Annotated in this window: 27 protein-coding genes; 25 read left to right on the top strand and 2 right to left on the bottom strand. The window is 40.1% G+C overall.

Annotated elements, in window-relative coordinates; translation table 11 throughout:
- Positions 1–63 precede the first annotated feature (63 nt).
- The 22 genes from NY607_RS02075 to NY607_RS01970 all read left to right on the top strand — a co-directional run bounded on the left by NY607_RS02075 (position 64) and on the right by NY607_RS01970 (position 17091).
- A complete protein-coding gene (locus NY607_RS02075) occupies positions 64–1014 on the top strand; it encodes a copper amine oxidase N-terminal domain-containing protein (RefSeq protein ID WP_259419077.1) in 951 nt (316 codons plus the stop codon).
- A gap of 318 nt (positions 1015–1332) precedes the next feature.
- Positions 1333–2124 carry a DeoR/GlpR family DNA-binding transcription regulator gene (locus NY607_RS02070; protein ID WP_004229022.1) on the top strand — a complete coding sequence of 264 codons (792 nt, stop codon included), beginning with the start codon at positions 1333–1335 and terminating at the stop codon, positions 2122–2124.
- 13 nt (positions 2125–2137) lie between these two features.
- The gene (locus NY607_RS02065; protein WP_004229019.1) at positions 2138–3403 is read left to right on the top strand and encodes a class-III pyridoxal-phosphate-dependent aminotransferase; all 1266 of its coding nucleotides are present in this window, start codon (positions 2138–2140) and stop codon (positions 3401–3403) included.
- Positions 3404–3446: 43 nt separating this feature from the next.
- A complete protein-coding gene (locus tag NY607_RS02060) occupies positions 3447–4466 on the top strand; it encodes a phosphotransferase enzyme family protein (protein ID WP_259419076.1) in 1020 nt (339 codons plus the stop codon).
- Positions 4467–4491: 25 nt separating this feature from the next.
- Positions 4492–5898: an ethanolamine permease gene (gene eat, locus NY607_RS02055; RefSeq protein WP_259419075.1), complete on the top strand. Its 1407-nt coding sequence runs from the start codon at positions 4492–4494 to the stop codon at positions 5896–5898.
- Between the two features lie 20 nt (positions 5899–5918).
- The gene (locus NY607_RS02050) at positions 5919–6662 is read left to right on the top strand and encodes an HAD-IA family hydrolase (protein ID WP_259419074.1); all 744 of its coding nucleotides are present in this window, start codon (positions 5919–5921) and stop codon (positions 6660–6662) included.
- A 4-nt stretch (positions 6663–6666) separates the two neighbouring features.
- Positions 6667–6957, top strand: coding sequence for a hypothetical protein (locus NY607_RS02045; protein ID WP_004229009.1), 291 nt, complete (start codon positions 6667–6669; stop codon positions 6955–6957).
- A 15-nt stretch (positions 6958–6972) separates the two neighbouring features.
- Positions 6973–8454, top strand: a complete 1482-nt coding sequence (locus NY607_RS02040) for an aldehyde dehydrogenase family protein (protein WP_259419073.1) — start codon at positions 6973–6975, stop codon at positions 8452–8454.
- Positions 8455–8468: 14 nt separating this feature from the next.
- Positions 8469–8750, top strand: coding sequence for a BMC domain-containing protein (locus NY607_RS02035; protein WP_004229005.1), 282 nt, complete (start codon positions 8469–8471; stop codon positions 8748–8750).
- A 16-nt stretch (positions 8751–8766) separates the two neighbouring features.
- Positions 8767–9381, top strand: coding sequence for a phosphate propanoyltransferase (gene pduL, locus NY607_RS02030; protein WP_259419072.1), 615 nt, complete (start codon positions 8767–8769; stop codon positions 9379–9381).
- 5 nt (positions 9382–9386) lie between these two features.
- Complete coding sequence (locus NY607_RS02025) at positions 9387–10007, top strand: hypothetical protein (RefSeq protein ID WP_259419071.1); 621 nt, start codon at positions 9387–9389, stop codon at positions 10005–10007.
- Between the two features lie 15 nt (positions 10008–10022).
- A complete protein-coding gene (locus NY607_RS02020) occupies positions 10023–10313 on the top strand; it encodes a BMC domain-containing protein (RefSeq protein ID WP_048390435.1) in 291 nt (96 codons plus the stop codon).
- A 30-nt stretch (positions 10314–10343) separates the two neighbouring features.
- The gene (gene fabG / locus NY607_RS02015) at positions 10344–11114 is read left to right on the top strand and encodes a 3-oxoacyl-ACP reductase FabG (protein WP_103117888.1); all 771 of its coding nucleotides are present in this window, start codon (positions 10344–10346) and stop codon (positions 11112–11114) included.
- Between the two features lie 18 nt (positions 11115–11132).
- On the top strand, positions 11133–11408 hold the full coding sequence (locus NY607_RS02010; protein ID WP_048390439.1) for a BMC domain-containing protein: 276 nt from the start codon (positions 11133–11135) through the stop codon (positions 11406–11408).
- A 16-nt stretch (positions 11409–11424) separates the two neighbouring features.
- Positions 11425–12267 carry a phosphate propanoyltransferase gene (pduL, locus tag NY607_RS02005; protein WP_259419070.1) on the top strand — a complete coding sequence of 281 codons (843 nt, stop codon included), beginning with the start codon at positions 11425–11427 and terminating at the stop codon, positions 12265–12267.
- Between the two features lie 6 nt (positions 12268–12273).
- Positions 12274–12543, top strand: a complete 270-nt coding sequence (locus NY607_RS02000; RefSeq protein ID WP_016995124.1) for a EutN/CcmL family microcompartment protein — start codon at positions 12274–12276, stop codon at positions 12541–12543.
- On the top strand, positions 12533–12925 hold the full coding sequence (locus NY607_RS01995) for a BMC domain-containing protein (protein ID WP_016995125.1): 393 nt from the start codon (positions 12533–12535) through the stop codon (positions 12923–12925). Before NY607_RS02000 ends, NY607_RS01995 begins: the two co-directional genes overlap by 11 nt.
- A 34-nt stretch (positions 12926–12959) precedes the next feature.
- Entirely contained in the window at positions 12960–13898 is a 939-nt protein-coding gene (mdh, locus tag NY607_RS01990) for a malate dehydrogenase (protein WP_048390446.1), read from the top strand.
- 171 nt (positions 13899–14069) lie between these two features.
- Positions 14070–14603, top strand: coding sequence for a cysteine hydrolase family protein (locus NY607_RS01985; protein WP_103117891.1), 534 nt, complete (start codon positions 14070–14072; stop codon positions 14601–14603).
- Positions 14593–15138, top strand: a complete 546-nt coding sequence (locus NY607_RS01980; protein WP_066037479.1) for a GNAT family N-acetyltransferase — start codon at positions 14593–14595, stop codon at positions 15136–15138. Before NY607_RS01985 ends, NY607_RS01980 begins: the two co-directional genes overlap by 11 nt.
- A gap of 25 nt (positions 15139–15163) precedes the next feature.
- Positions 15164–16033: a DMT family transporter gene (locus NY607_RS01975; protein WP_004228976.1), complete on the top strand. Its 870-nt coding sequence runs from the start codon at positions 15164–15166 to the stop codon at positions 16031–16033.
- A 635-nt stretch (positions 16034–16668) separates the two neighbouring features.
- Positions 16669–17091: a hypothetical protein gene (locus NY607_RS01970; protein WP_259419069.1), complete on the top strand. Its 423-nt coding sequence runs from the start codon at positions 16669–16671 to the stop codon at positions 17089–17091.
- Between the two features lie 35 nt (positions 17092–17126).
- Here the strand turns inward: NY607_RS01970 and NY607_RS01965 are convergent, their stop codons facing one another.
- Positions 17127–18200 carry a hypothetical protein gene (locus tag NY607_RS01965; protein WP_054550935.1) on the bottom strand — a complete coding sequence of 358 codons (1074 nt, stop codon included), beginning with the start codon at positions 18198–18200 and terminating at the stop codon, positions 17127–17129.
- Positions 18193–18747 carry a sigma-70 family RNA polymerase sigma factor gene (locus NY607_RS01960; RefSeq protein ID WP_054550936.1) on the bottom strand — a complete coding sequence of 185 codons (555 nt, stop codon included), beginning with the start codon at positions 18745–18747 and terminating at the stop codon, positions 18193–18195. The genes NY607_RS01965 and NY607_RS01960 overlap by 8 nt, the downstream gene beginning before the upstream one ends.
- 163 nt (positions 18748–18910) lie before the next feature.
- On the opposite strand from NY607_RS01960, the gene NY607_RS01955 reads away from it, so the two are divergent.
- The 3 genes from NY607_RS01955 to NY607_RS01945 all read left to right on the top strand — a co-directional run bounded on the left by NY607_RS01955 (position 18911) and on the right by NY607_RS01945 (position 21275).
- Positions 18911–19468 carry a GNAT family N-acetyltransferase gene (locus NY607_RS01955; protein WP_048390456.1) on the top strand — a complete coding sequence of 186 codons (558 nt, stop codon included), beginning with the start codon at positions 18911–18913 and terminating at the stop codon, positions 19466–19468.
- A 176-nt stretch (positions 19469–19644) separates the two neighbouring features.
- Complete coding sequence (locus NY607_RS01950) at positions 19645–20244, top strand: hypothetical protein (RefSeq protein ID WP_054550937.1); 600 nt, start codon at positions 19645–19647, stop codon at positions 20242–20244.
- A 47-nt stretch (positions 20245–20291) separates the two neighbouring features.
- Positions 20292–21275: a hypothetical protein gene (locus NY607_RS01945; RefSeq protein ID WP_115674004.1), complete on the top strand. Its 984-nt coding sequence runs from the start codon at positions 20292–20294 to the stop codon at positions 21273–21275.
- The last annotated feature ends 94 nt before the right edge of the window (positions 21276–21369 follow it).

The raw sequence follows: 21369 nt of genomic DNA, 5'->3' as shown, positions 1-21369 counted from the left end.
ACCTTTTTCGTGTGAACACGACTACTTTATTGAATTCGGGAAAATGAAGGAGATGCTTTTTGTATGAAAATGACGAAAGTCGTACCATTTGCTATGTCAGCATTATTATTAGGGGGCGCGATTGGAGCTCCAACTGCATCAGCGAACGAAGGAGAGGCTACTGTGATTAACGCAGAAACTTCGGAGCAACAAGTGCAGCCTATTTTTATTAAAGTGACAGGTACAGTTGAAAACGTAGAAGTACGTGAAAATGCCACATACTATACACTGGTTGATGGTGACAATACAAATATTGTGATTGCCAATAAAGACTCATTAGTTTTTGACAATATGGGAAAAGAAGCCAAGCTTCAAAAAGGAGATAAGGTGTCAGCTTACTCATATGCCAAGAAGCCGATGCTTGCGATTTATCCACCACAATACAACCCAGAAGTAATCATTGTAGAAACAGAAGAAATGGGTAGCGTGGAAGTGGATTTCTTCAATAAAGATTTAGTGGATACTGAAAATAACCTCAAGTTAAATGTTGGGGAAGACACGAAGCTAGCAAGTGCTACTGGCAAAGCTGTGAAAGTGGACGATTTAAAAGAGCAACATTTAGTGGTGTTCTACACAATCGCAACGATGAGCATCCCTGCTCAAACACCGCCATCAAAAGTGATAGTATTAGATACAATTGAGAAGGAAGAGCCTGTTGAAGTGGATCCAGTTCCAACACCAGAACCAGCTCCAGTTGATTCAGCGGTTCAAGAAATTATCAATAAAGACTTTTACGAAGTAGATGGGACAAAAATGGTGCCGCTACGCTTAATCGCTGAAAAGCTAGGCTTTAAAGTAGAAGTAACGCCAAAAGGTGCCATTGTTTCAAAAGGAGCCCTTTCGTATACAATTACGCGAGGTCAAAAAGAATATGGTTATAATAAAGCGCTTCGCCAATTTAAAGTAGCCCCTGCTTTATTAGAATCTGGCAAAACATACGTACCTGTTGAATTTGTAGAGGAATTAACAAAATAATCTCGTCATCTCCCTTTATGGTTTCAACCATGAAGGGGGATTTTTTATGGGAAAAAATAGTTGTAGAAAAATATTTTAAAAAAGGTTTTAGAGAGCAGTTGGAGACAACTGAAATTGGTTTTTTGTGGAGTTTTCATTTTACGCTTAAGAGAAATAAGTGGCTTTAGAGAGAAAAAATCATACAGAAAATAAGATTCAGAGTATTGACAATTATTAAACTATTATTTAAAATTCAAAACAAATCCACATAAATACAGAAATAAAGTGTTGGATTTGTGGATTTTGTTGGATTTAACTTTGTGTTTGGAGTGATGATGTATGTCTCTTTCGTTTGAGGAACGTAAAAAAGTGATTTTAGATATTTTAGATTTAGAAGGAAAAGTGAAGGTAAGTGATGCAGAGCAGCTATTAAATGTATCAGGCGAGACTATACGTAGAGATATGGATCGATTGGAGAAGGAAGGGCTTCTACACAAAGTCTATGGGGGGGCTGTGAAGGCAAAGGAAAAGTATGAGAGGACCTTTGAACAGAAAACGTCACTTAACAATATAGAGAAGAGAAGGATTTGTAAGGCTGCTGCAAGTATTGTGGAAGACGGTGATGTTATCTTTATCGGTCATGGTACAACAGCCTATGAAATTGTTCGTTATTTAGGTGATAAGCCCAACGTCATTGTCGTCACAAATTCACTCCCAGTTCTATCATTAGCCGCAGAATGCTTTCAAGGGAAGGTGCTCTTTGCGGGAGGAGAATATGAACATCGACAAAAATTTATGGGAGGTCCATTAGCTGATTTATTTTTTAATCAACTAAAGGCAAATAAAGCCTTTGTTGCTGCAGGCGGAATTTCGTTAGCAGATGGTATTACCGACTATGATATTACGGGCGCAGCGATTTCAAAGAAATTAATAGAGCGGGCAGAAAATACGATTATTTTAGCAGACCATACGAAATTTGGTGTCTCTACATTTGCGCATATTTGTCATTTAGAGGACGTTTCGATGGTGATTACAGATCAAAAGAGCTCCACACAATGGCAGGAACGATTACAGCAGAAAAAAGTGGAATTATTCATTGCAGGTGAAATGTTGGATGACGTCAATGTATAGGAAGGTGGAAACTATGGACTATTTTGCAAATAAACAGGCAACCTTACAAAAATCAATTGACTGGTGGAATCCAGGAAAAACGAAACAGTGGCAAATCGATGGTGTTGATGTCGTTATCGGGAAACGAGAGGGCTATTATTTCTACGATGTGGATGGCAAAAAATTAATGAATGCGCATCTCAATGGCGGAACATATAACCTTGGCCATCGTAATCCAGAAGTCATTGCTGCATTAGTGGAAGGAACCAATTATTTTGACATTGGTAATCATCATTTTCCATCTACTGCACGTGCACAGTTAGCTGAAAAATTAGCAGCCTGCACACCAGAAGGCTTAACATATTCTATTTTCTCTAGTGGTGGAAGTGAAGCAATTGATGTGGCTCTAAAGTGTGCGCGTTATGCTACAAAACGTAAAAAAACGATTTCCATTAAAAATGGATATCATGGACACACAGGTCTTGCAGTTTCGCTTGGCAATGAACGCTATTCAAAACCATTTTTAAGTGAGGGCAGTCCCCATGAATTTGTGCACGTACCTTTCAATGATCTGGCGGCAATGGAACGAGAGCTTGCTAGAGGGGATGTAGCTAGCGTAATTATCGAGACTATTCCTGCGACATATGGTTTCCCCTTGCCCACTGCTAATTACTTGGCTGATGTCAAATCACTTTGTGAACGATACGGGGCATTATATATTGCAGATGAGGTGCAAACGGGCTTGATGAGAACAGGTAAGCTGTGGGGAATTGAGCATTATGGCGTGAAACCGGATATTCTGGTGACAGCAAAGGGGCTAAGTGGCGGTATCTATCCAATTGCAGCTACAGTGGTCAATGAACGAGCAGGCGGCTGGATGGAAGAAGATGGACTAGCCCATATTTCTACATTTGGTGGAGCAGAACTAGGTTGTGTAGTGGCGATGAAAGTATTAGAAATCTCCCAACGTCCTGAAGTAGTAAAGAATGTAGAATATGTTGCTCGTTATCTACGAAGTGGTTTAGAGCGTATTCAACAACAATATCCTGATTTCTTTGTGGGCATTCGTCAGCTTGGAGTTGTTATGGGCCTAGAATTTAATCATCCTGAAGGGGCTAAATATGTGATGAGCTCCTTGTACAAACATGGTGTATGGGCCATTTATTCAATGCTGGATACACGTGTGTTGCAATTTAAGCCAGGGCTATTATGTGATAAAGCGTACTGTGATGAATTGCTTGAAAAATGTGAGGCGGGCATAAAAGAAGCAGCGCAGCTTGTGAAATTTGCACGCTATTAAAGGAAAGAAAGCTTGTCAATTTAGTAAACAGGGGGTTTTCTAGATGGGTCAAATGGATTTCATAGATTTAGAATTGGTCCTTTCCAACTTTCATCAAGCAGCAAATGATGCATTAAAGGAGTTTAGTTGTTTACTAGAAGCATCTTGTAAAATGATTGATTATTCCGAAAATGCGACGTATCTCGTAGAAGATGGGCAGGGCAAAAAATATATTCTGAGGATCAGCCGACCAAATTACCATAAAAAAGAGGAGATCGAAGCGGAGATTGCCTGGTTAAACTCGCTCCATGAGCAATCTCCTATTGATGTATCACTACCGATGCGAGCAGATGACGGTGACTACGTACATGCTCATTCGTATAATGACACGATATATTATAGCACATTATTTACATTTTTGGAGGGTAATGCTCCTGATGAGAATAATGAAGATGACTTAATTCAGCAATTTGAAACATTAGGCGAAATTACAGCCATGTTCCATAAACACACAATCGAGCAGCATGATTATTACCAAGCCTTTCAGCGCATGACATGGGACTATGACACGATTCTAGGTCAATCTCCAAAATGGGCGAGATGGCAGGATGGACTAGGAATGACCCCTGCACGAATCGCTTTATATGAGGAAGCATCACATATCATTCAAAAGAAGCTTGAGGCATTTGGGAAAGATAAAACACGATTTGGTCTTATCCATGCGGATTTACGCTTAGCTAATTTACTCATCTATGGGGACGAAATTAAAGTGATTGATTTTGATGATTGTGGTTTTGGGTGGTTTTTATATGATTTAGCCACATCGGTGAGCTTTATTGAGCACATGCCGTATCTTGATGAGTTGATCGCTTCATGGCTTAAGGGCTACAGCAAAATTCGATTATTAACAGACGAAGAAAAAGAAATGATTCCAACTTTTATATTAATGAGAAGACTACAGCTTATTTCGTGGATTGGAAGTCGTGATAATGAGACAACGCGCTTACTTGGTGAAAATTACACGCTTCAGAGTGATGATTTAGTGAAAGCTTATGTAGAAAAGTATCAAGACTGTACCAACTAAATAACGATCAAAGGTGGCGAATAACATGTCTTCGAAAAAGGATGAAATCATCGTATTAAAGAAAGCCCTTACACCCATCCATTTATGGACAATTGGCGTCGGCATTGTGATTTCTGGTAACTACTTTGGCTGGAATTTTGGTTTAAGTCAATCTGGTTTTTTAGGAATGCTCATTGCCACATTATTTATGGCGATTATGTATTTAACGATGACCTTAGGTATTTCTGAATTATCGACGATGTTACCTTATGCAGGAGGACCTTACTCCTTTGCTCGACGGGCGATGGGGCGTTATATCGGTTTTATTACAGGAGTTGGTGTCGTGCTGCAATATGTCATTGCCGCACCAATTATCGCGATTGGTATTGGGGGCTATATCAGCTTTTTGTTTCCAGCCGTACCGACAGTGGTGGCAGCTGCCTTTATGTATGCTCTGTTCATGGGGGTTCATATTATTGGCATTAAGGAATACGCCACAATCGAAATGGTGCTTGTCTTTATCGCGTTAGGGCTATTAGTATTAATGTATTTCGTTGGTTTACCACAAATTAATGTGGGCCATTTATTCCCTGAGAATGGCGATCTTATACCAGGTGGATTTAAAGGCATCTGGTCAGCATTGCCCTATGCGATGTGGCTATTCCTAGCAATCGAGATGTTGCCTATGTTATCAGAGGAGACGAGAGATGTGCAGAAGGACATGCCGAAGGGATTAATTTCAGGTATGGTGACCTTGCTGATTTTATCCATTTTGACAACAACTGTTGCCATTGGGCTAGCTGGCATCGATGTCATGACGGTTGCTGAAGATCCATTGCCAGCAGCGATTGCCGCTGTTTTTGGAAATACGTACTGGTTGGCGCAGATTTTAGCATCTGTTGGCTTAGTAGGACTAATTGCAAGCTTTTCGGGTGTGATTTTGGCTTACTCTCGTCAGGTCTATGCTTTATCACGTGCAGGCTATTTGCCAAGCATGTTATCGAAGATGCATAAAAAGCGTCAAACACCATATATGGCCATTATTTTGCCAGGCTTTATCGGGTTAGTGTTAGTCATTTTATTTAATCCAGATGATTTAATTTTAATTTCTACATTTGGGGCATTAGTATCGTATATTACGATGAATTTATCGGTGTTGATTTTGCGTAAAAAAGAACCTCATTTAGTACGTACCTTTAAGACACCGCTGTATCCATTTACGCCTATTGTCTCACTTGTGCTAGCCATCATTGCTATCTTTGCGAGCTTCTTTGCGAATTTGACTTTTTTCATCGTTTGTTTGGCTGTTTTTGCAGTGGCAACGATCTATTATTGGGTGTGGGCAAGACACCATATTAACGAGGATGCACCAGAGGAACGCTTTGCGAAGGACGCTACAGTGCAGGTAGAGGTGCAAGCACCAGTATCGCCAATAGAGGCTATACGAGAATAAATAAAGGGATGGGTTTTCCTATGACAAAAGTGGAATGGGTCATTTTTGATAAGGATGGAACAATCATAGAAATAGATTCTTTATGGATTGCCTGGGCCAAAAATTTATATGCTAATTTAACTGAAAATTCAGACTTAGAGATCTATTTTTCCTTACAAACTTTTTTAAGAAACATAGGGGTTAATGACAATGGAACAACGATTGACCCAACGAGTCCTCTAGCTATTGGAAGTATACAAGAAGCTGAGACGATCGTGGCGTTCTTACTCTATCAGCAGGGAATCCCATGGAGCAGAGGGGTAACACTTGCGAGAGCAGCTTCCAACTTAGCCACATCGCAGCAGGAAAATAGCAAGGTACAGGCATTACCAGGTATTCGTAATCTCTTAATAACCTTAAAAAATAAAGGGATGAAATTAGGGGTGATTACAGCTGATCAAACGGCACGAGCCAAATCACATTTACAACAGCTAGAGTTATTAGCTTTGTTTGATTTCGTTCTAGGAAGTGACCAAGCTACATCCAGTAAGCCCTTCCCAGACTTAGCATATGTGGCAAAGGAACAATTTCAAGTATCGCTTGAGAAAGCCGTGATGATTGGCGATTCGAATGCAGATATGCTCTTTGCTAAAAATGCTGGCATGTGCTTTTCAATTGGCATCATTCCTAGTGCCACATACCCAAAGGATTATTTACCTGATGCAACCGCAATTATTGAAGCGTATGACGAATCTGTTCTCACCATGCTAATCGAAAAGGAGTGAGCATATGGACAATCAGCTAATTGCCAAGATTACTGAATTGGTATTGGAAAAACTAACGCAAGGCTCTCAGCCTGAACAAGCTTCTAAAACGTTATCAAATGAGGAATTACAGGAATGGCAATCATTTCGATTAATAAAAGAAAACCAACATCAGACGCAGCAAACAACTGCCCCTGCCTATGTAGCATTATCTACGCATGAATTACAGCATTGGCAAAGTCTGCACCAGCAATCATCAGGCACTGTCTCTGTAGCTAATTCGAGCGACTTAATTGCCCTAAAAAAATTTACATGACGGGAGGTTCGTCATATGGTGAGAGACCAAGATTTGGTTTCGATACAAGAGGCAAGAGACGGAATAGCAGCCGCTTCGATTGCGCAAAAAATGTATGCCAGCTTTACGCAAGAGCAGGTCGATCGAATTGTAGAGGCCATTGCCCAAGCTGCTTATAAACAGGCAGAAAATCTTGCTGTATTAGCTGTTACGGAAACAAAGATGGGCATTATTGAACATAAAAAAATAAAAAATGAGTTGGCTTCTCAAGGTGTCTATGAAGCCATTCGGCATGAAAAGACAATCGGCATTATACATGAGGATAGGGTAGCAAGGCAGGTGGAAATTGCTTATCCATTTGGTGTTATTGCGGCAGTTACACCTGTTACGAACCCGACTGCTACAGCCATTTTTAAAACGCTAATTGCCCTAAAGGCCCAAAATGCCATTGTCTTTAGTCCTCATCCAACAGCAGTCAACTGCACTATCGAGGCATTGAAAATTTGTCAGCAGGCAGCCGTTCATGCAGGAGCACCAGAGGGACTTATTCAATGGATTAGCCATCCAACAATAAAAGGAACAGAGGAACTTATGCATCATCGTGATGTACAGCTAATTTTAGCAACTGGTGGAGCAGGGCTTGTCAAAGCTGCCTATAGCTCAGGGAAACCAGCCTATGGTGTTGGCCCTGGGAATGTTCCTGTCTATATTGATCGCACAGCAAATGTGAACGAGGCAATGAAGCAAATTATCGATAGTAAATCATTTGATAATAGTACGATCTGTGCCACAGAACAAGCTATTGTCGTACATCAGGAGGTCAAAGCACAGGTGATGGCTGCTTTAGCAGAAAATGGGGCCATCCTTCTAAGTGGGCAGGACAAGGAAAAATTAGCAAAGGTGATTTCACCAGTAGCTCGTACATTAAATAGCCAAATTGTCGGGAAGCCAGCAACCGTAATAGCCAAAATGGCTAATATTGATGTCCCTCGACATACACGCGTATTAGTCGCGGAGGAACATCAGATTGGGAAGGAGTATCCATTTTCCATGGAGAAGCTTTCTCCCATCCTAGGTCTTTATACGGCTCGTTCTCAGGAAGAAGCCGTAAAGATTTGCCGTCGCTTGCTTGACGTTGGAGGGAGAGGACATAGCCTGGCTATTCATGCACAGGACGAACATTTTGTTAAGCAGTTTGCCGCTCAAATGCCCGTGTCCAGAATATTAGTCAATACTTTAGCATCTGTTGGGGCTGCAGGCGGTACGACAAGTTTAACGCCTTCCTTTACATTGGGCTGTGGGGCCTATGGGGGAAATATTACGAGTGATAATATTTCTGCACATCATTTATTAAATAAAAAAAGAGTGGCCTATGGTGTGAAGGCACTAACGATTCCACCCCCAAAGCATCCACAAAATATACAGGCTCCAGCGATGCAAGCAATTGAAGGGGTGTCTATTGACAGGTTGTCCATTGAAAAGATTGTAGAGGAAGTACTCACAAAGCTAAGTAATTAGAGGAGGAAAAGGAAATGAGCGTAGAGATAAATGGAGCTTTAGGCATGATTGAAACAAGAGGCTTAATCGGATCAATTGAGGCGGCAGATGCCATGGTAAAGGCAGCAAACGTCAATATTGTAGGGAAAGTACATGTTGGTGGCGGCATTGTGACGGTGCTGGTGACAGGTGATGTCGGGGCAGTCAAGGCAGCGACGGATGCAGGCTCTGAGGCCGCACGTCGGGTAGGTGAGCTATTATCGGTACATGTTATTCCACGCCCTCATTCAGAATTATACGCAATTTTACCTAAGTGAAAAGTGAGGGATTGTGATGACAAACAATCAAATACATGCCACTGAAGTTACAAATCAAAGTATCCCGATTGCGATTTCTGCCCGTCATTGTCATGTTAATGAGGAGGATTTCTATTATTTATTTGGTAGAGACGCAGCGTTACAGAAATGGAAGGAACTTTCCCAGCCAGGTCAATTTGCTTCACAGCATGTTCTAACGATTAAGGGACCCAAAGGCCAAATTGACAAGGTTCGGGTTTTAGGCCCATTTCGCACTGCAACCCAAGTCGAAATCAGTCAAACGGATGCCATCAAGCTTGGTGTAACACCACCGATTCGTATGTCAGGCGACTTAGAAAAATCTGAATCAATCACATTAATTGGACCTCATGGAACTCTCCATAAAACACAAGGATTGATTATTGCACAAGCACATATTCATATGGCTGTATCCAATGCTGCTGCCTTCAATGTCCAAGATAAGGAAATCGTGACGGTTGAAATCTGTGGGGATGGACGTCAGCTCCGATTAATGAATGTGGTTGTGCGTGTCTCCTCAGCATTCGTCCTTGAGATGCATGTAGATACAGATGAAGCGAATGCCGCCGCTCTTCAACAGCATACAATTGGCAAGCTTATCAAAATGGAGTGACAGGTATGGATATAAAAGAATTACAGAGAATCATCGAAGAAGTAGTCATATCGATGATGGATAAAAAGCATAAAAGACTTTTGCTTGTCCATTCTCATACGACCATTTCTAAGAAACAGGTGGACGTATTACAAAGCTATTGCCATGTTGAGGAGTGGCAGGCAAATGAAACCACAAGTCCCACTCAGCTATTCTACGATGCTATTGTTTTTCTCGAAGTGGATCAAGCATTTATCGTCAGCAGTGCCCAAGGCTTGCCTACTACACCGGCAGCCTTGTACCTGTCTGAGTTGCTGGTTAGCAATCAAACAGCAATTTTAATTCCAAATGAAAAATTATCTGCTGTTGTCACAGCAAAGGAACCGAATCCTTACATGAAAATGTTGCTGCATCATATAGAGCGCTTAAAGGAGTTTGGCTGTGACATTCAGTTATTTGCACAGCTTATTCGATTTTTAAAGCAGCAAGAGGAACCGGCTCGTTCGACTATAGTGGCAAACTATTTGACAGCAGAGATGCTTCAATCGTACAAGGGGAAACGGCTGACACTACCTGCCCACACAAAACTTACACCACTAGCACAAGAAATGATTCAGGAAAAAGGGATGACGATACAAAGATATTAGCAGGAGTGTTGTTACATGATGAAATCGATTGGTATTGTGGAGACAAGAGGACTTGCGATTTCAATACGAATCGCAGATGCTATGCTTAAAGCAGCGGATATTCGAATACTTCGACAAGAAACCATCGATTTGGCTCTAGTAACCATTGCCATTGAAGGGGACACAGCGGCCATTCAGGAAGCGATAGCCATAGGTACACAACTAGCTAAAGCAGCCAATCAATGGATTGCCTCTTCAACTATTTTAAGGCCAGATATCGCGGTGAATGGATTAGTAACAGAAATTGCGAAAAAGCCAAGTACTTAAAATGAATAAAAGGAAAGGTGGAGGAACGAGTTGAAGGTCGATTTAACAGGGAAGGTTGTCATAGTTACTGGTGGTAGTAAAGGAATTGGGAAGGGGATTGCTACCGTATTTGCTGAACAGGGTGCTCATGTGGTGATTGCAGCAAGAGGTATGGAAGCTGCCACAGATGTAGCAAATCAATTACAAGCGCAAGGATTCTCCGCTTCTGCTGCCACTGTTGATGTTGAAAACTATGAATCTGTTGAAAGCATGGCTACGGAGGTTGCTAGCTCTTTTGGTTCCATCGATATTTTATGTGCCAATGCTGGTATATTTCCCTCGAGGAAACTAGAGGACATGACGACGGACCATTGGGATCAGGTATTAAATGTCAATGCCAGAGGAACGATGTTTGCTGTCAAAGCTTGCGTGCCCCATTTAAAGAAAGCGAATGCTGGCAGGGTCATTATTACCTCGTCGATAACGGGTCCAGTGACTGGCTATGCTGGATGGACACATTATGCCGCAAGTAAGGCAGCTCAATTAGGGTTTATGCGGACTGCGGCTCTTGAATTAGCACCCTATCATATTACGGTCAATGCCGTGTTACCAGGAAATATCGCAACAGAAGGCTTAGATGGTCTTGGTGACACCTATCTACAGAAGATGGCGAAGGCGATTCCTTTTGGTAGCCTTGGTCGTGTGGAGGATATAGCGTATGCTGCATTGTTCCTTAGTAGTAAGGAGGCAGGCTTTATTACGGGTCAATCGATCATTATTGATGGTGGCCAAACATTACCTGAAGATGCAGAGGCATTTTAATAGAAGGAGGGATACGAAATGAATTTAGGCGCATTAGGAATGATTGAAACAAAGGGCTTAGTGGGCTCTATTGAAGCAGCTGATGCAATGGTCAAGGCTGCCAACGTGAATATTGTTGGTAAAGTCCATGTTGGTGGAGGTATTGTCACGGTGCTTGTTCGTGGGGATGTAGGGGCTGTGAAAGCCGCAACAGATGCAGGAGCAGCAGCTGCACAACGTGTTGGAGAGCTATTATCTGTACATGTGATTCCGCGACCACATGCAGAATTGGAAGCGATTTTAAAAATGCAATAATGAGTGAGGTGGCTATATGAATGAACAAGCAATAATAAAAATTGTTAATGATGTCATAGCCGAATTACTACCTAAAAAAGAAGCAGCTCCTACACCCAATGAAATTCCTATAGGTATCTCAGCAAGGCATATTCATTTACAACAAGAGCATGTCGAGCAGCTATTTGGCAAAGGTGCTACGCTGAGTGTAAAAAAAATGTTAGCTCAACCCGGTCAGTTTGCAGCACATGAAACGCTACAGGTGGTGGGACCAAAAGGAAGCATCCAAAATGTACGTGTATTAGGTCCAACTCGCACCTTCACACAAATTGAAATTAGTCATACAGATGCCATTGCCCTAGGAATTCAACCACCTTTGCGTGAATCGGGAGAAATTGCTGGTTCAGCTAGCTGTATCCTGGTAGGACCTAGAGGAAGTTTGATTTTACAAGAAGGGGTCATTATCGCACAAGCACATATTCATATGGCACCTGCTGATGCACAGCAGTTAGGGGTTCAGAACGGTCAATACGTCTCCGTTAAGGTGCAAGGGCGACGTCCCATTACCTTTGAGCAAGTGAAAATTCGTGTGGCTGATCACTATCATTTAGAAATGCATATTGATACAGATGAAGCAAACGCAGCCTTCATCCAACAGGGTGAAACGGGTACAATTATAACAGGCAAGATGGCAGGAGAGCCTTACAATAACTTCGTCAGTCCTCCAATTAAAATTAACCACAAGATTATAACGGCAAATGATGTAAGCCGTTATCAAGGTGAGACAGTGATAGTCCCCAAAGAGGCAAGGTTGACGGCACTGGCGAAGGAGGCCGTGGAAAAATTAGAAATTGAACTTCAGTTTCACGAAAAAGGATGAGGATGCATGCGGATAGGAACAGTGGTCGGAAATATCTGGGCAACACGTAAAGAGGAAGGGCTACAGGGATTGAAATTACTCATTATCCAGCCAATAAAGCTGGATGGTCAACTAAGTGATGAACAAATTGTTGCGGCAGATCGTATAGGTGCAGGTGTTGGAGATAACGTCATTTTAACAATGGGCAGTGCTGCTGTACGAAGTTTTTCTACGTCCAGTATTTGTCCAATTGATGCCATTGTTGTTGGCATTATAGATGGCACAGATGAATCGTGAGGTGAGCACAGTGACAGAAGCGATAGGAATGATCGAAACGTATGGCTTGATTGGCTCCATTGAAGCTGCGGACGCCATGCTAAAGGCAGCCAATGTCCAATTAGTGAAACAGGAGCTAGTAGACGGTGGTATCGTAACCATTATTGTCGAGGGAGATGTTGGTGCAGTACAGGCTGCGGTTGATGCTGGTAAAGCGGCAGCAACGCGAACGAGCAAGCTACTAAGCGCACATGTAATTCCACGAGCAGCCAATGAAGTATTCACAGCGATTATTGATGAAACACAGCCGATAAAAGTGACGGAGGCAGCAGCCAAAAAAACAAGCACTCGCCAGAAGCCTCAACAAACAAAACTTGTAGAGGATGAGCAGGCAGATAAGTAGTCGATGAATCTATGTCGTTAGGAGGGGGAGGCAAATGAGCTTTAGGCGACCCAAAATCGCCATCATTGGCGCTGGACATACAGGTGCAACCGTAGCGTTAATGGTCGCACAGAAACAGATCGGGGATATTGTGCTTATCGATTTACCAGACTTCGAAAATGCTGCGAAAGGGAAGGCATTAGATATTCTCCAAGCTGGACCAATAGAAAGATTTAACGTACAGGTGACGGCTACTTCAAAGTATCAGGAAATAGCTCATGCTGATATTGTGGTTATCACGGCAGGTATTGCAAGAAAGCCTGGGATGACACGGCAGGATTTAATTCATACAAATGCGGCAATCATCCGCACGGTAAGCGAACAAATCAAACGTTATGCGCCAACTAGCTATATTATCGTCTTAAGTAACCCTGTCGATGCTATGACCTATGTTTGTCTGGAAACAACGGGTTTTCCCAAAAATCGTGTCATGGGACAATCAGGTGTTTTAGATACAGCGCGCTTTAATACCTTTATCGCACAGGCTCTTCAGCTTGCTGTCGAGGATATATCGAGCTTCGTCTTGGGTGGACATGGCGATGAAATGGTGCCACTCGTTCGCTATACGTATGTCGGAGGAATACCATTAGAAAAATTAATGCCACAAGCACAGATTGAGCAATTAGTGGAGCGAACGCGAAAAGGTGGAGGCGAAATTGTCGCCCTACTTGGCAATGGCAGTGCTTATTATGCCCCAGCTGCCGCCATTGTCCAAATGATTGAAGCGATTGTGAAGGATCAACGGAAAGTAATGCCCATCATTACGTATTTACAGGGCGAATATCAAGTAGACAATGCCTGCATTGGTGTCCCTGTTGTTTTAGGGGGAGCTGGTATTGAAAGTGTAATTGAATTGCATTTAAACGAAGAGGAACAGCAAGCATTTAATCATTCGGTTCACCAAGTTTATCAAACATTAGCCTATATCAAATGATGCGAGCGCATGACACCATCTAATAGTGGCATGTATTAGATGGTAGTGTACATAGTTGAGGCACCTTACGATGTTGTAAAGGTGCTTTTTGTTGTGCAAAATTTTCTTTTAATGGAAGATCGTTTTCTGTACAATTAAAAAAGTTACTACTGATGCACAAAGGAGGATACGATGAAACAAGCACTCATCATTATCGATATACAGGAGGCTTTCTTTCTAGATGGCCAGCAAAATCTTTGGAACAGTGAAGCTATTATCAAAAATATTAATGCCTCCATTACATGGGCACGGCGCAACGAAGTACCCGTTATTTTTATTCAGCATACAGACGCAGATGATGTGGATTTTGCATTAGGTCAACCAGGCTGGGAACTGTATCATGGATTACTTAGACAGGCGGAGGATCAAGTGATTCAAAAAACAACGTGGGACGCTTTCTATCAAACGGAGCTTGCAGCTTATTTACAAGCGCATCACATCGACCAATTGATTTTCGCGGGTGCTCAAACAGAGTTTTGTCTTGATACAACAATCCGTAGTGCTTTTAGTCATGGCTACCATCATAATATTTTAATAGAAGATGCACATAGCACCTTAGATAGTAATGTACTGGCAGCACCACAAATTATTCAACATCACGAATCCATTTGGCATAATCGTTTTGTGCGGATTCAGTCAATTGGAGGATTCCAACATGCTGATTGATCAGAAAGAGCTCCAGATAAAAGAGCTATCCTATACAATTCGCTGTGCCCGACGCGAAGATGCCCAAGCCTTATCAGATTTACGCTTGCAATTAGACGGTGAAACGGAAAACTTCGATCGTGAACAGGGCGAGGCATTGATTGATCGAGCAGGCTTTGAGCAGCTTATTCAACAGGATAGCGAAAGCTCAAAAAATTTATGTTTAGTAGCGGTTGTCGGTGATCGGATCGTTGGGTTCTCAAGATGTGAGGGCTCTCCACTCAAAAGGCTTGCCCATAAAGTAACCTTTGGTGTTGGAGTCAGTAAAGAGTTTTGGGGCTATGGCATAGGAAAAGCCTTGCTGCAAGAATCCATTGATTGGGCAGATGCCAATGGTATTCGCAAAATAGCACTAGAAGTGTTAGAAACCAATGAGAAAGCGATACAGCTCTATAAAAAAATGGGCTTTTTAGTGGAAGGCATTCTGAAAAATGATAAATGCCTTGCAGATGGCAGGTTCTATCACACGATCATTATGGGAAGATGGCAGGAATAGCATCGGAGAAGGAATTTAAAACAGCATGACAAATTTTATGTATATCTTTTGTTTGATTGTCTGGGGTCTTAATTTTATTGCAGTCAAAATTCAAGGAACGCCAGTCAGTTTAGAATTATCTTTAACCTATCGTTTAGTCATGACAGCCCTTTTATTTTTCATCCTTGCTTGGTTCTTGAAGCCACAGGGTAAACCACAACAGGGCGATGTACCTTTTATCATCGTTTTTGGCGTTTGTAATTTTGCATTCAGCTATTTAGCGCTGTATTATGCGACGATATGGAGCTCGGCTGCTATTGTCACATTAATTTTTTCATTAAAAGTCATACTAACACCCATCGCCCTACGGATATTTCTCAAGGAGCCATTGCATCGTCGTGTTTTAATTGGCGGTATTTTAGGCGTCATCGGCGTGGGGGTGCTGATTTATCCATCTTTACATAATATGGAGTTAAAAGGAGTGTTAATTGCCTTCGTAGGGACTGTCCTAACAGCCATTGGGGATGCAAGCTCTGCCCGAAATGCCAAGCATCAAATCAACCCGATTTATGCGAATGCCATTGGTTTTGCAGTGGGTAGTGCAGTCATGTGTGCCATTGTTTGGCTACAGGGACAAACAGTCGTAATACCCAAATCCTTTACCTACTTATCGGCGCTCTTGTATTTAACGCTTATTGCATCCTTTTTCGCATGGTTATTTTACTTAAAACTAGTCGAACGAATTGGAGGGGCAAAAAGTGGCTATATGGTTGCATTATTCCCCGTGATTGGTGGTATTGCGTCTGTTGTCATCGGCGAATCAACACTCAGTATTTATTTAATCTTAGGCTGTCTTTTTAGCTGCATTGGAGCTGCGATTGCCTTAGGCTTTAAAATTAAGCCTATTTTACGATGAACGAAAACCCCTTTCCCTTCATAAACTAGAGAAGAACGCTTGAAAAGGGTGAGGGACAAAATGTCATTCGTTCCATTGAATGCAATGGGTATTTTGAGAGAAAAAGATGAGGATCACTGGGACATTGATCGCTGGGAAAATGATGGTGGCAGAAGCCTAGAGGCGTAAGGGAGACAGAAAATTGTCTCCCTTTAAATATTTTTGAAACCTTTTGATCAATTGCTCGTATGATAAGTAGACAAGTTTTCGTTGTCAGCTATAAAAAAGGGAGAAATGATTTTTTTGAACCATTGAACAAAACGATTACTATTCATTATTTACGTGATTGTCATTGCGGATGCGTATTACACAACGCTCTATATTGAACCAAAAACACCGCCGCAACACCAAACCATCAAAGCAACAGCCATCACGGTAGACCAACTACGGTAGCAAGCCTCACAAAAGGAAGCGGACAACCCGTCGTTTGAAGCCTTTTTGCTTCAAGCAATTTCTTCAAAGCGTGGTCCAGGAATTGGTGATGCAAGAAGTATTCGTAGAAGCACGAACTCCAAAGCGTGTCTATTTACATTATCAACAGCTACGTTGCTGACACCCTGTACATTTACAGGGTTTTTTAATAGGAGGAGCAAAATATGAGTATGACAACCTATATAGGCTTCAATTTTCCAGTTGAAATACAGGATGACTATACAGAAAATGAAGTTGACATAAATTATTTTTTCTCGGTAAAAGAGAATCGCCAAATTGTACAGGCAAAGCATTTTACAACACCCTATGTATATGAAATCGAAACAAAGGGAGAGCCCATTTGGCAAATGCATAACGAAAATAAAGTGTATTCCCCCCATAACTATGAAAAAGCCAAAAGAACTTTTCACCATGTATGTGACTTTCTAAAAAAATTCCTTCCCAAAGGAGATTATTGCGAAATCTACATTTGCTGGATAGGAGAAGAAGGAGAGGAACATGAGAAAAAACTGGCACTGCTGTTAGACCAACTGTCAGTAGATGAGGTAGAAATAGTTGAGAAATGTTTGCTGATGTTGAGAAATTAAAATCTTCATAAAGTAAAAGATTGAAGCAATAAGCCTCAATCTTTTTTCTGTTTGCTAGGAAGCTGATAGCCCTCTAAGTCTGGAATAAATTCTTGTGGGTCAATAGATACATTCACTTCAAGCCTTTCTGGATGAACATAGCTTGTCAGCTCACCATTTTGGTCATATGTTTCACTTTTAACGAGAATCCCAGTATCTTTATCCACCCAAAAACGAAACGCTTCTGTCGTGCCTTTTAAATTTTCACTATTTGTCACCGTTTCATCCATTTTCCCAGCTAATACGATTGTATTATGACCTAACAACGCTTCATTTTGTTTTTCAATCTCCCAATGCTCCATATTTCTTAAATAACTAGCAGCTTTCTCATAAGCGAATAACGACATACTTGAACTTCCAAATGAAGGTCTTTCTCTCAATTTATTATATGAAATAGGCGGATATTTCAAGTCAATACTAAAAGCTTGCTCAGGAGTAACTACGTCTCGTTTTGATTTCTGTTTCGTTTCACTAACTGTATAAACTTTTTGTCCATAAAGTGCTGTATATTTTAACCAGCTCTTTCTGTTGTTATAAAAGTACTCCTGTGTATCGTTCTTGATTCCCGTCGTGTTATCATCTAAAGCGATTATTTTTTCATAGCCTCCAACTTCTTTTTTGGTACTTACTTTATAAGTAACACCCAATGTTCTAGTGGAACCGTCTTGAGAAATTTTATGTTCTTCAAATTTTCCAGCTGCTGAGTGAAAATAATCAATCGAATTTAATAATTTACTCACGACATCCTCTTTCGTCATATCCCCGTAAAATTCTTCTTGGATCGGGGGATGATAAAGAGTAGTTTCCATTATAGGTTCTTGTGAACGGTCTCCCTTATCAACTGGTTGTACTGTCAGCTCCGTGACCATAAAATAGCTAGCTCCTATAAGAAAAAAACCAATGACTGCTATAGGTAACAAATGATTGAAAATGGATTGGAATTGGGGCTGTTTCTTGTAATCTTTTCGAAGCCTCTGCCTTACTTTTTCTTTATGTTTCTCATTAAAATGAATGTCCTGGAATGCCGTGTCATCCAATGCCTTGCCTATATTTTTAAACATATCATTCATTTATCTTGCACCCTTCCATTGATTTTTTGAGCATAAGTCGAGCCCTATGAAGTCGAGACTTAATGGTTTGTAAACGCAAATCTAACAAATCAGCTATTTGGTTATAGGACAGCTCTTCATAATAATAGAAAATAATGAGTTCTCGGTATCTTATTGGTAGAGCAAGGATTTTTTCAGAAAGTAATCGTTTATCCTCCTGTCCGACTAATTCCAACTCAGGGGATTGACTAGTACTCTTAATTTTTGAGAAAAATTCTGTCAGAACAATATTTCTATAAGACCAGCTTTTTAATTTATCTTTACATAGATTGACAGTAATTCGATATAACCATGTTTTATAGGAAGATTCATTCCTGAAATTATCTAAATGCTCATAGCACTTTATAAACACTTCTTGCGCAATATCTTCCGAAAGCTGCTTGTGCTTCATATACGTAAAGGCAAGACGTGCTATGTCATCTCCGTATGCCTTCATCAACCATTCAAGCCTCTCCTCCTTACTACATTCACCGCTAACTTCTATTGATGTTCTCACATGTTCAAGCATCTTCCACACCCTTTCAATTATTAGACGGAGTTGGTGCCATTTGGTTGTAATCAATTTACTATAATAACGAGTGATTTGTAATAGCAGTAAAAGAGAGTATGAGAGATTTTTGTGTTATTATTCAATAGTAAAATGCTAATAAATGGTGAAAAAGGGGAGTAGTATGCATACACAATTCGAATTTACGGTTTTTCCTCAATTGGAAACAGAGCGTTTTATTTTACGAAAAGGGATAATGGATGATGGCCAAGATATTTTGAGACTTTATTCTAATGAAAATGTAGTGAAGTACCTGCCATTACCATTGTTTGCTTCAGTTGAAGATGCTATTGATGAAATCAATTGGTATGAGAAAATTTTTAAAGAACAAAAAGGCTTAAGATGGGTAATCGAGGAAATTCAGACCAACAAGGTGATTGGCACATGTGGCTATTTGAATTATGAAAAAGAGCATAATCGTATAGAAATTGGCTATGATTTAAACCCTGACTATTGGGGGAAGGGTGTGATGCAAGAGGCTTTAAGTTCGATCATCCACTTTGCCTTTACATCCATGGGAATCAATAAAATCGAAGCAAAAATAGAGCCAGAAAACACAGCATCTATCAAACTATTGGAAAAATTAAACTTTTCTCAAGAAGGTCTTTTGAGGCAACATGAATTTGAAAAAGGGAAGTATGTGGATCTCGCTATCTTTTCCCTATTGAAAAGTGAATATTAGGAGGTTAGGAAAGTCGCTCTCATCATGAGGGTGGCTTTTAATTTTGCTATTACTGCGAGATACATAGAGAATCAGCCATGTTAAACGTAACTTTTAAATGGAAAATATTATAAAAATTAACTAGTGTAAGGTATTATTATAATAAATGGCTAACCTTCTAAAGAGGAGTGAGAGAGATGAAGCTCGTAAATGTTGTATTGACAGGACTATTGATAAGTGGATTGTTAATAGGTTGTACCGAGGAAGGAGAAACGAAAGGGGAACAGGTAAAAACAGAAGAAACAACAATCAAACACGTAGCAGCAGTAAACCCTTCGAAAATCTGGAATGATGTATCAACCCCTGAAGGCTTCAATAACTATGAGATTGAACCAACGTTGGAAGCTTGGATTGCCTATCATGCCCAAGATATTAACAAAACAACAGACGTAGACGAATATTATCTAAGGGCAGATCGTCTCACGAAGGAAATGATATATTTTAGGGTTCAAGGGGAAGACCTTCAAAAGGATTTTGAAAATTTAAATGTACTGCAGATTTTGATGGGACATCTGGATTATGTAATATCGGTTGAGAAACAGCAAGGTCTTGATACAGCTGAGTCCTATGGAGAATTAACTAAGTGTTTTACGTATTTCACTGAATTACTTCACGATCTCAACGTAATCATCAATAACGATGGCAAGGGTGAAACATATGGGCTCACACACCAATTAGACGGGAGCAAGGTGGACGAACTCGAAAAACTTCTTTATACAGAGGCCAGAAAGGAGTAAAAGCTCAAAGTGAAATATTTATTAGCAATATTGAAGGGGGAATATTTTTGAATAATAAACAACTAATTCCTACAAATGAAATTAAAGAAGAGTTCGAGGCTATTTTATTAGAACATGCTAGTATTGCGCATTGTGAGATTAATTTAAAAAACGGCACGATCAAAAATATACAACGTTTAGACACCCGCTATGACGAGTTTGCTTTGGATATTATGAATAATGAATTTTGTTTTAGTCTAAAAGAAAAAAATAACATAAACTTTTATAGAATTAATCTTGAAACATTTAATCAAATACATGCTATCACATTAAATTTAAATAATTATTTTTCTTCTGAAGAAATTAAGGATGAAAGCTATTATTCCAAGTTAATTTATCTTAATCCTCAATATTTATTGTATTTTATTACGAAAAGAGAAATTAACTATGGACATCCCTTTTATCAATGTATTTTTTTAGTAAACACTTCAACAGGAGAGATAAAACGATTAAATCCATTACTTCCAAACGGAGATAATTTACTTAGATTAGATACTTCCAAAAACATCTATCTAAGCAATCATAATCACTTATTACTATTAAAAACCGGGAGAATAAGACCCTTTGAGAAACAAGCAATGTATAATGGAGTAGATATTGAAAATCCTTATCATGACCACCTAGAATCGATTTACTTAATGGAGATTTCATCTTTAACTAACCAACAGAATTTTAATAATGCGAAATTACTATCTTTATTAAATTATTCAGGTGCCTCTGAAAACTTACGATATGAGAACAATGTTCTTTCATACGTAGTATCTGATTTTACGAACAACACTAAAGAGTTAATAAAACATGATTTGTTAGACGGGGATGTTTCAAAATTTCAAGATGACCAATTAATACGAGATTATTTAAATTATGATTTTGAATTATTACCAAACTACTATCATTATATCTCTAAATTATCTAAACAAGATAAAGCTGATACGTTTAATCTAATTGACGATGAATTGTCGTTTAATGTAAAGCTGGATAAAATAAGCTGAGAGAATTTTAACTAGTTATAAGCATCTGTAATGGAGTTATGGATTACATAGGAGGCAGAATAAACCACTCTCCGATGAAGTGACTGCATAGGAT

Source organism: Lysinibacillus sp. A4 (assembly GCF_024919535.1).
Lineage (GTDB): Bacteria > Bacillota > Bacilli > Bacillales_A > Planococcaceae > Lysinibacillus > Lysinibacillus capsici.
This window is presented reverse-complemented; position numbering and strand designations above follow the sequence as displayed.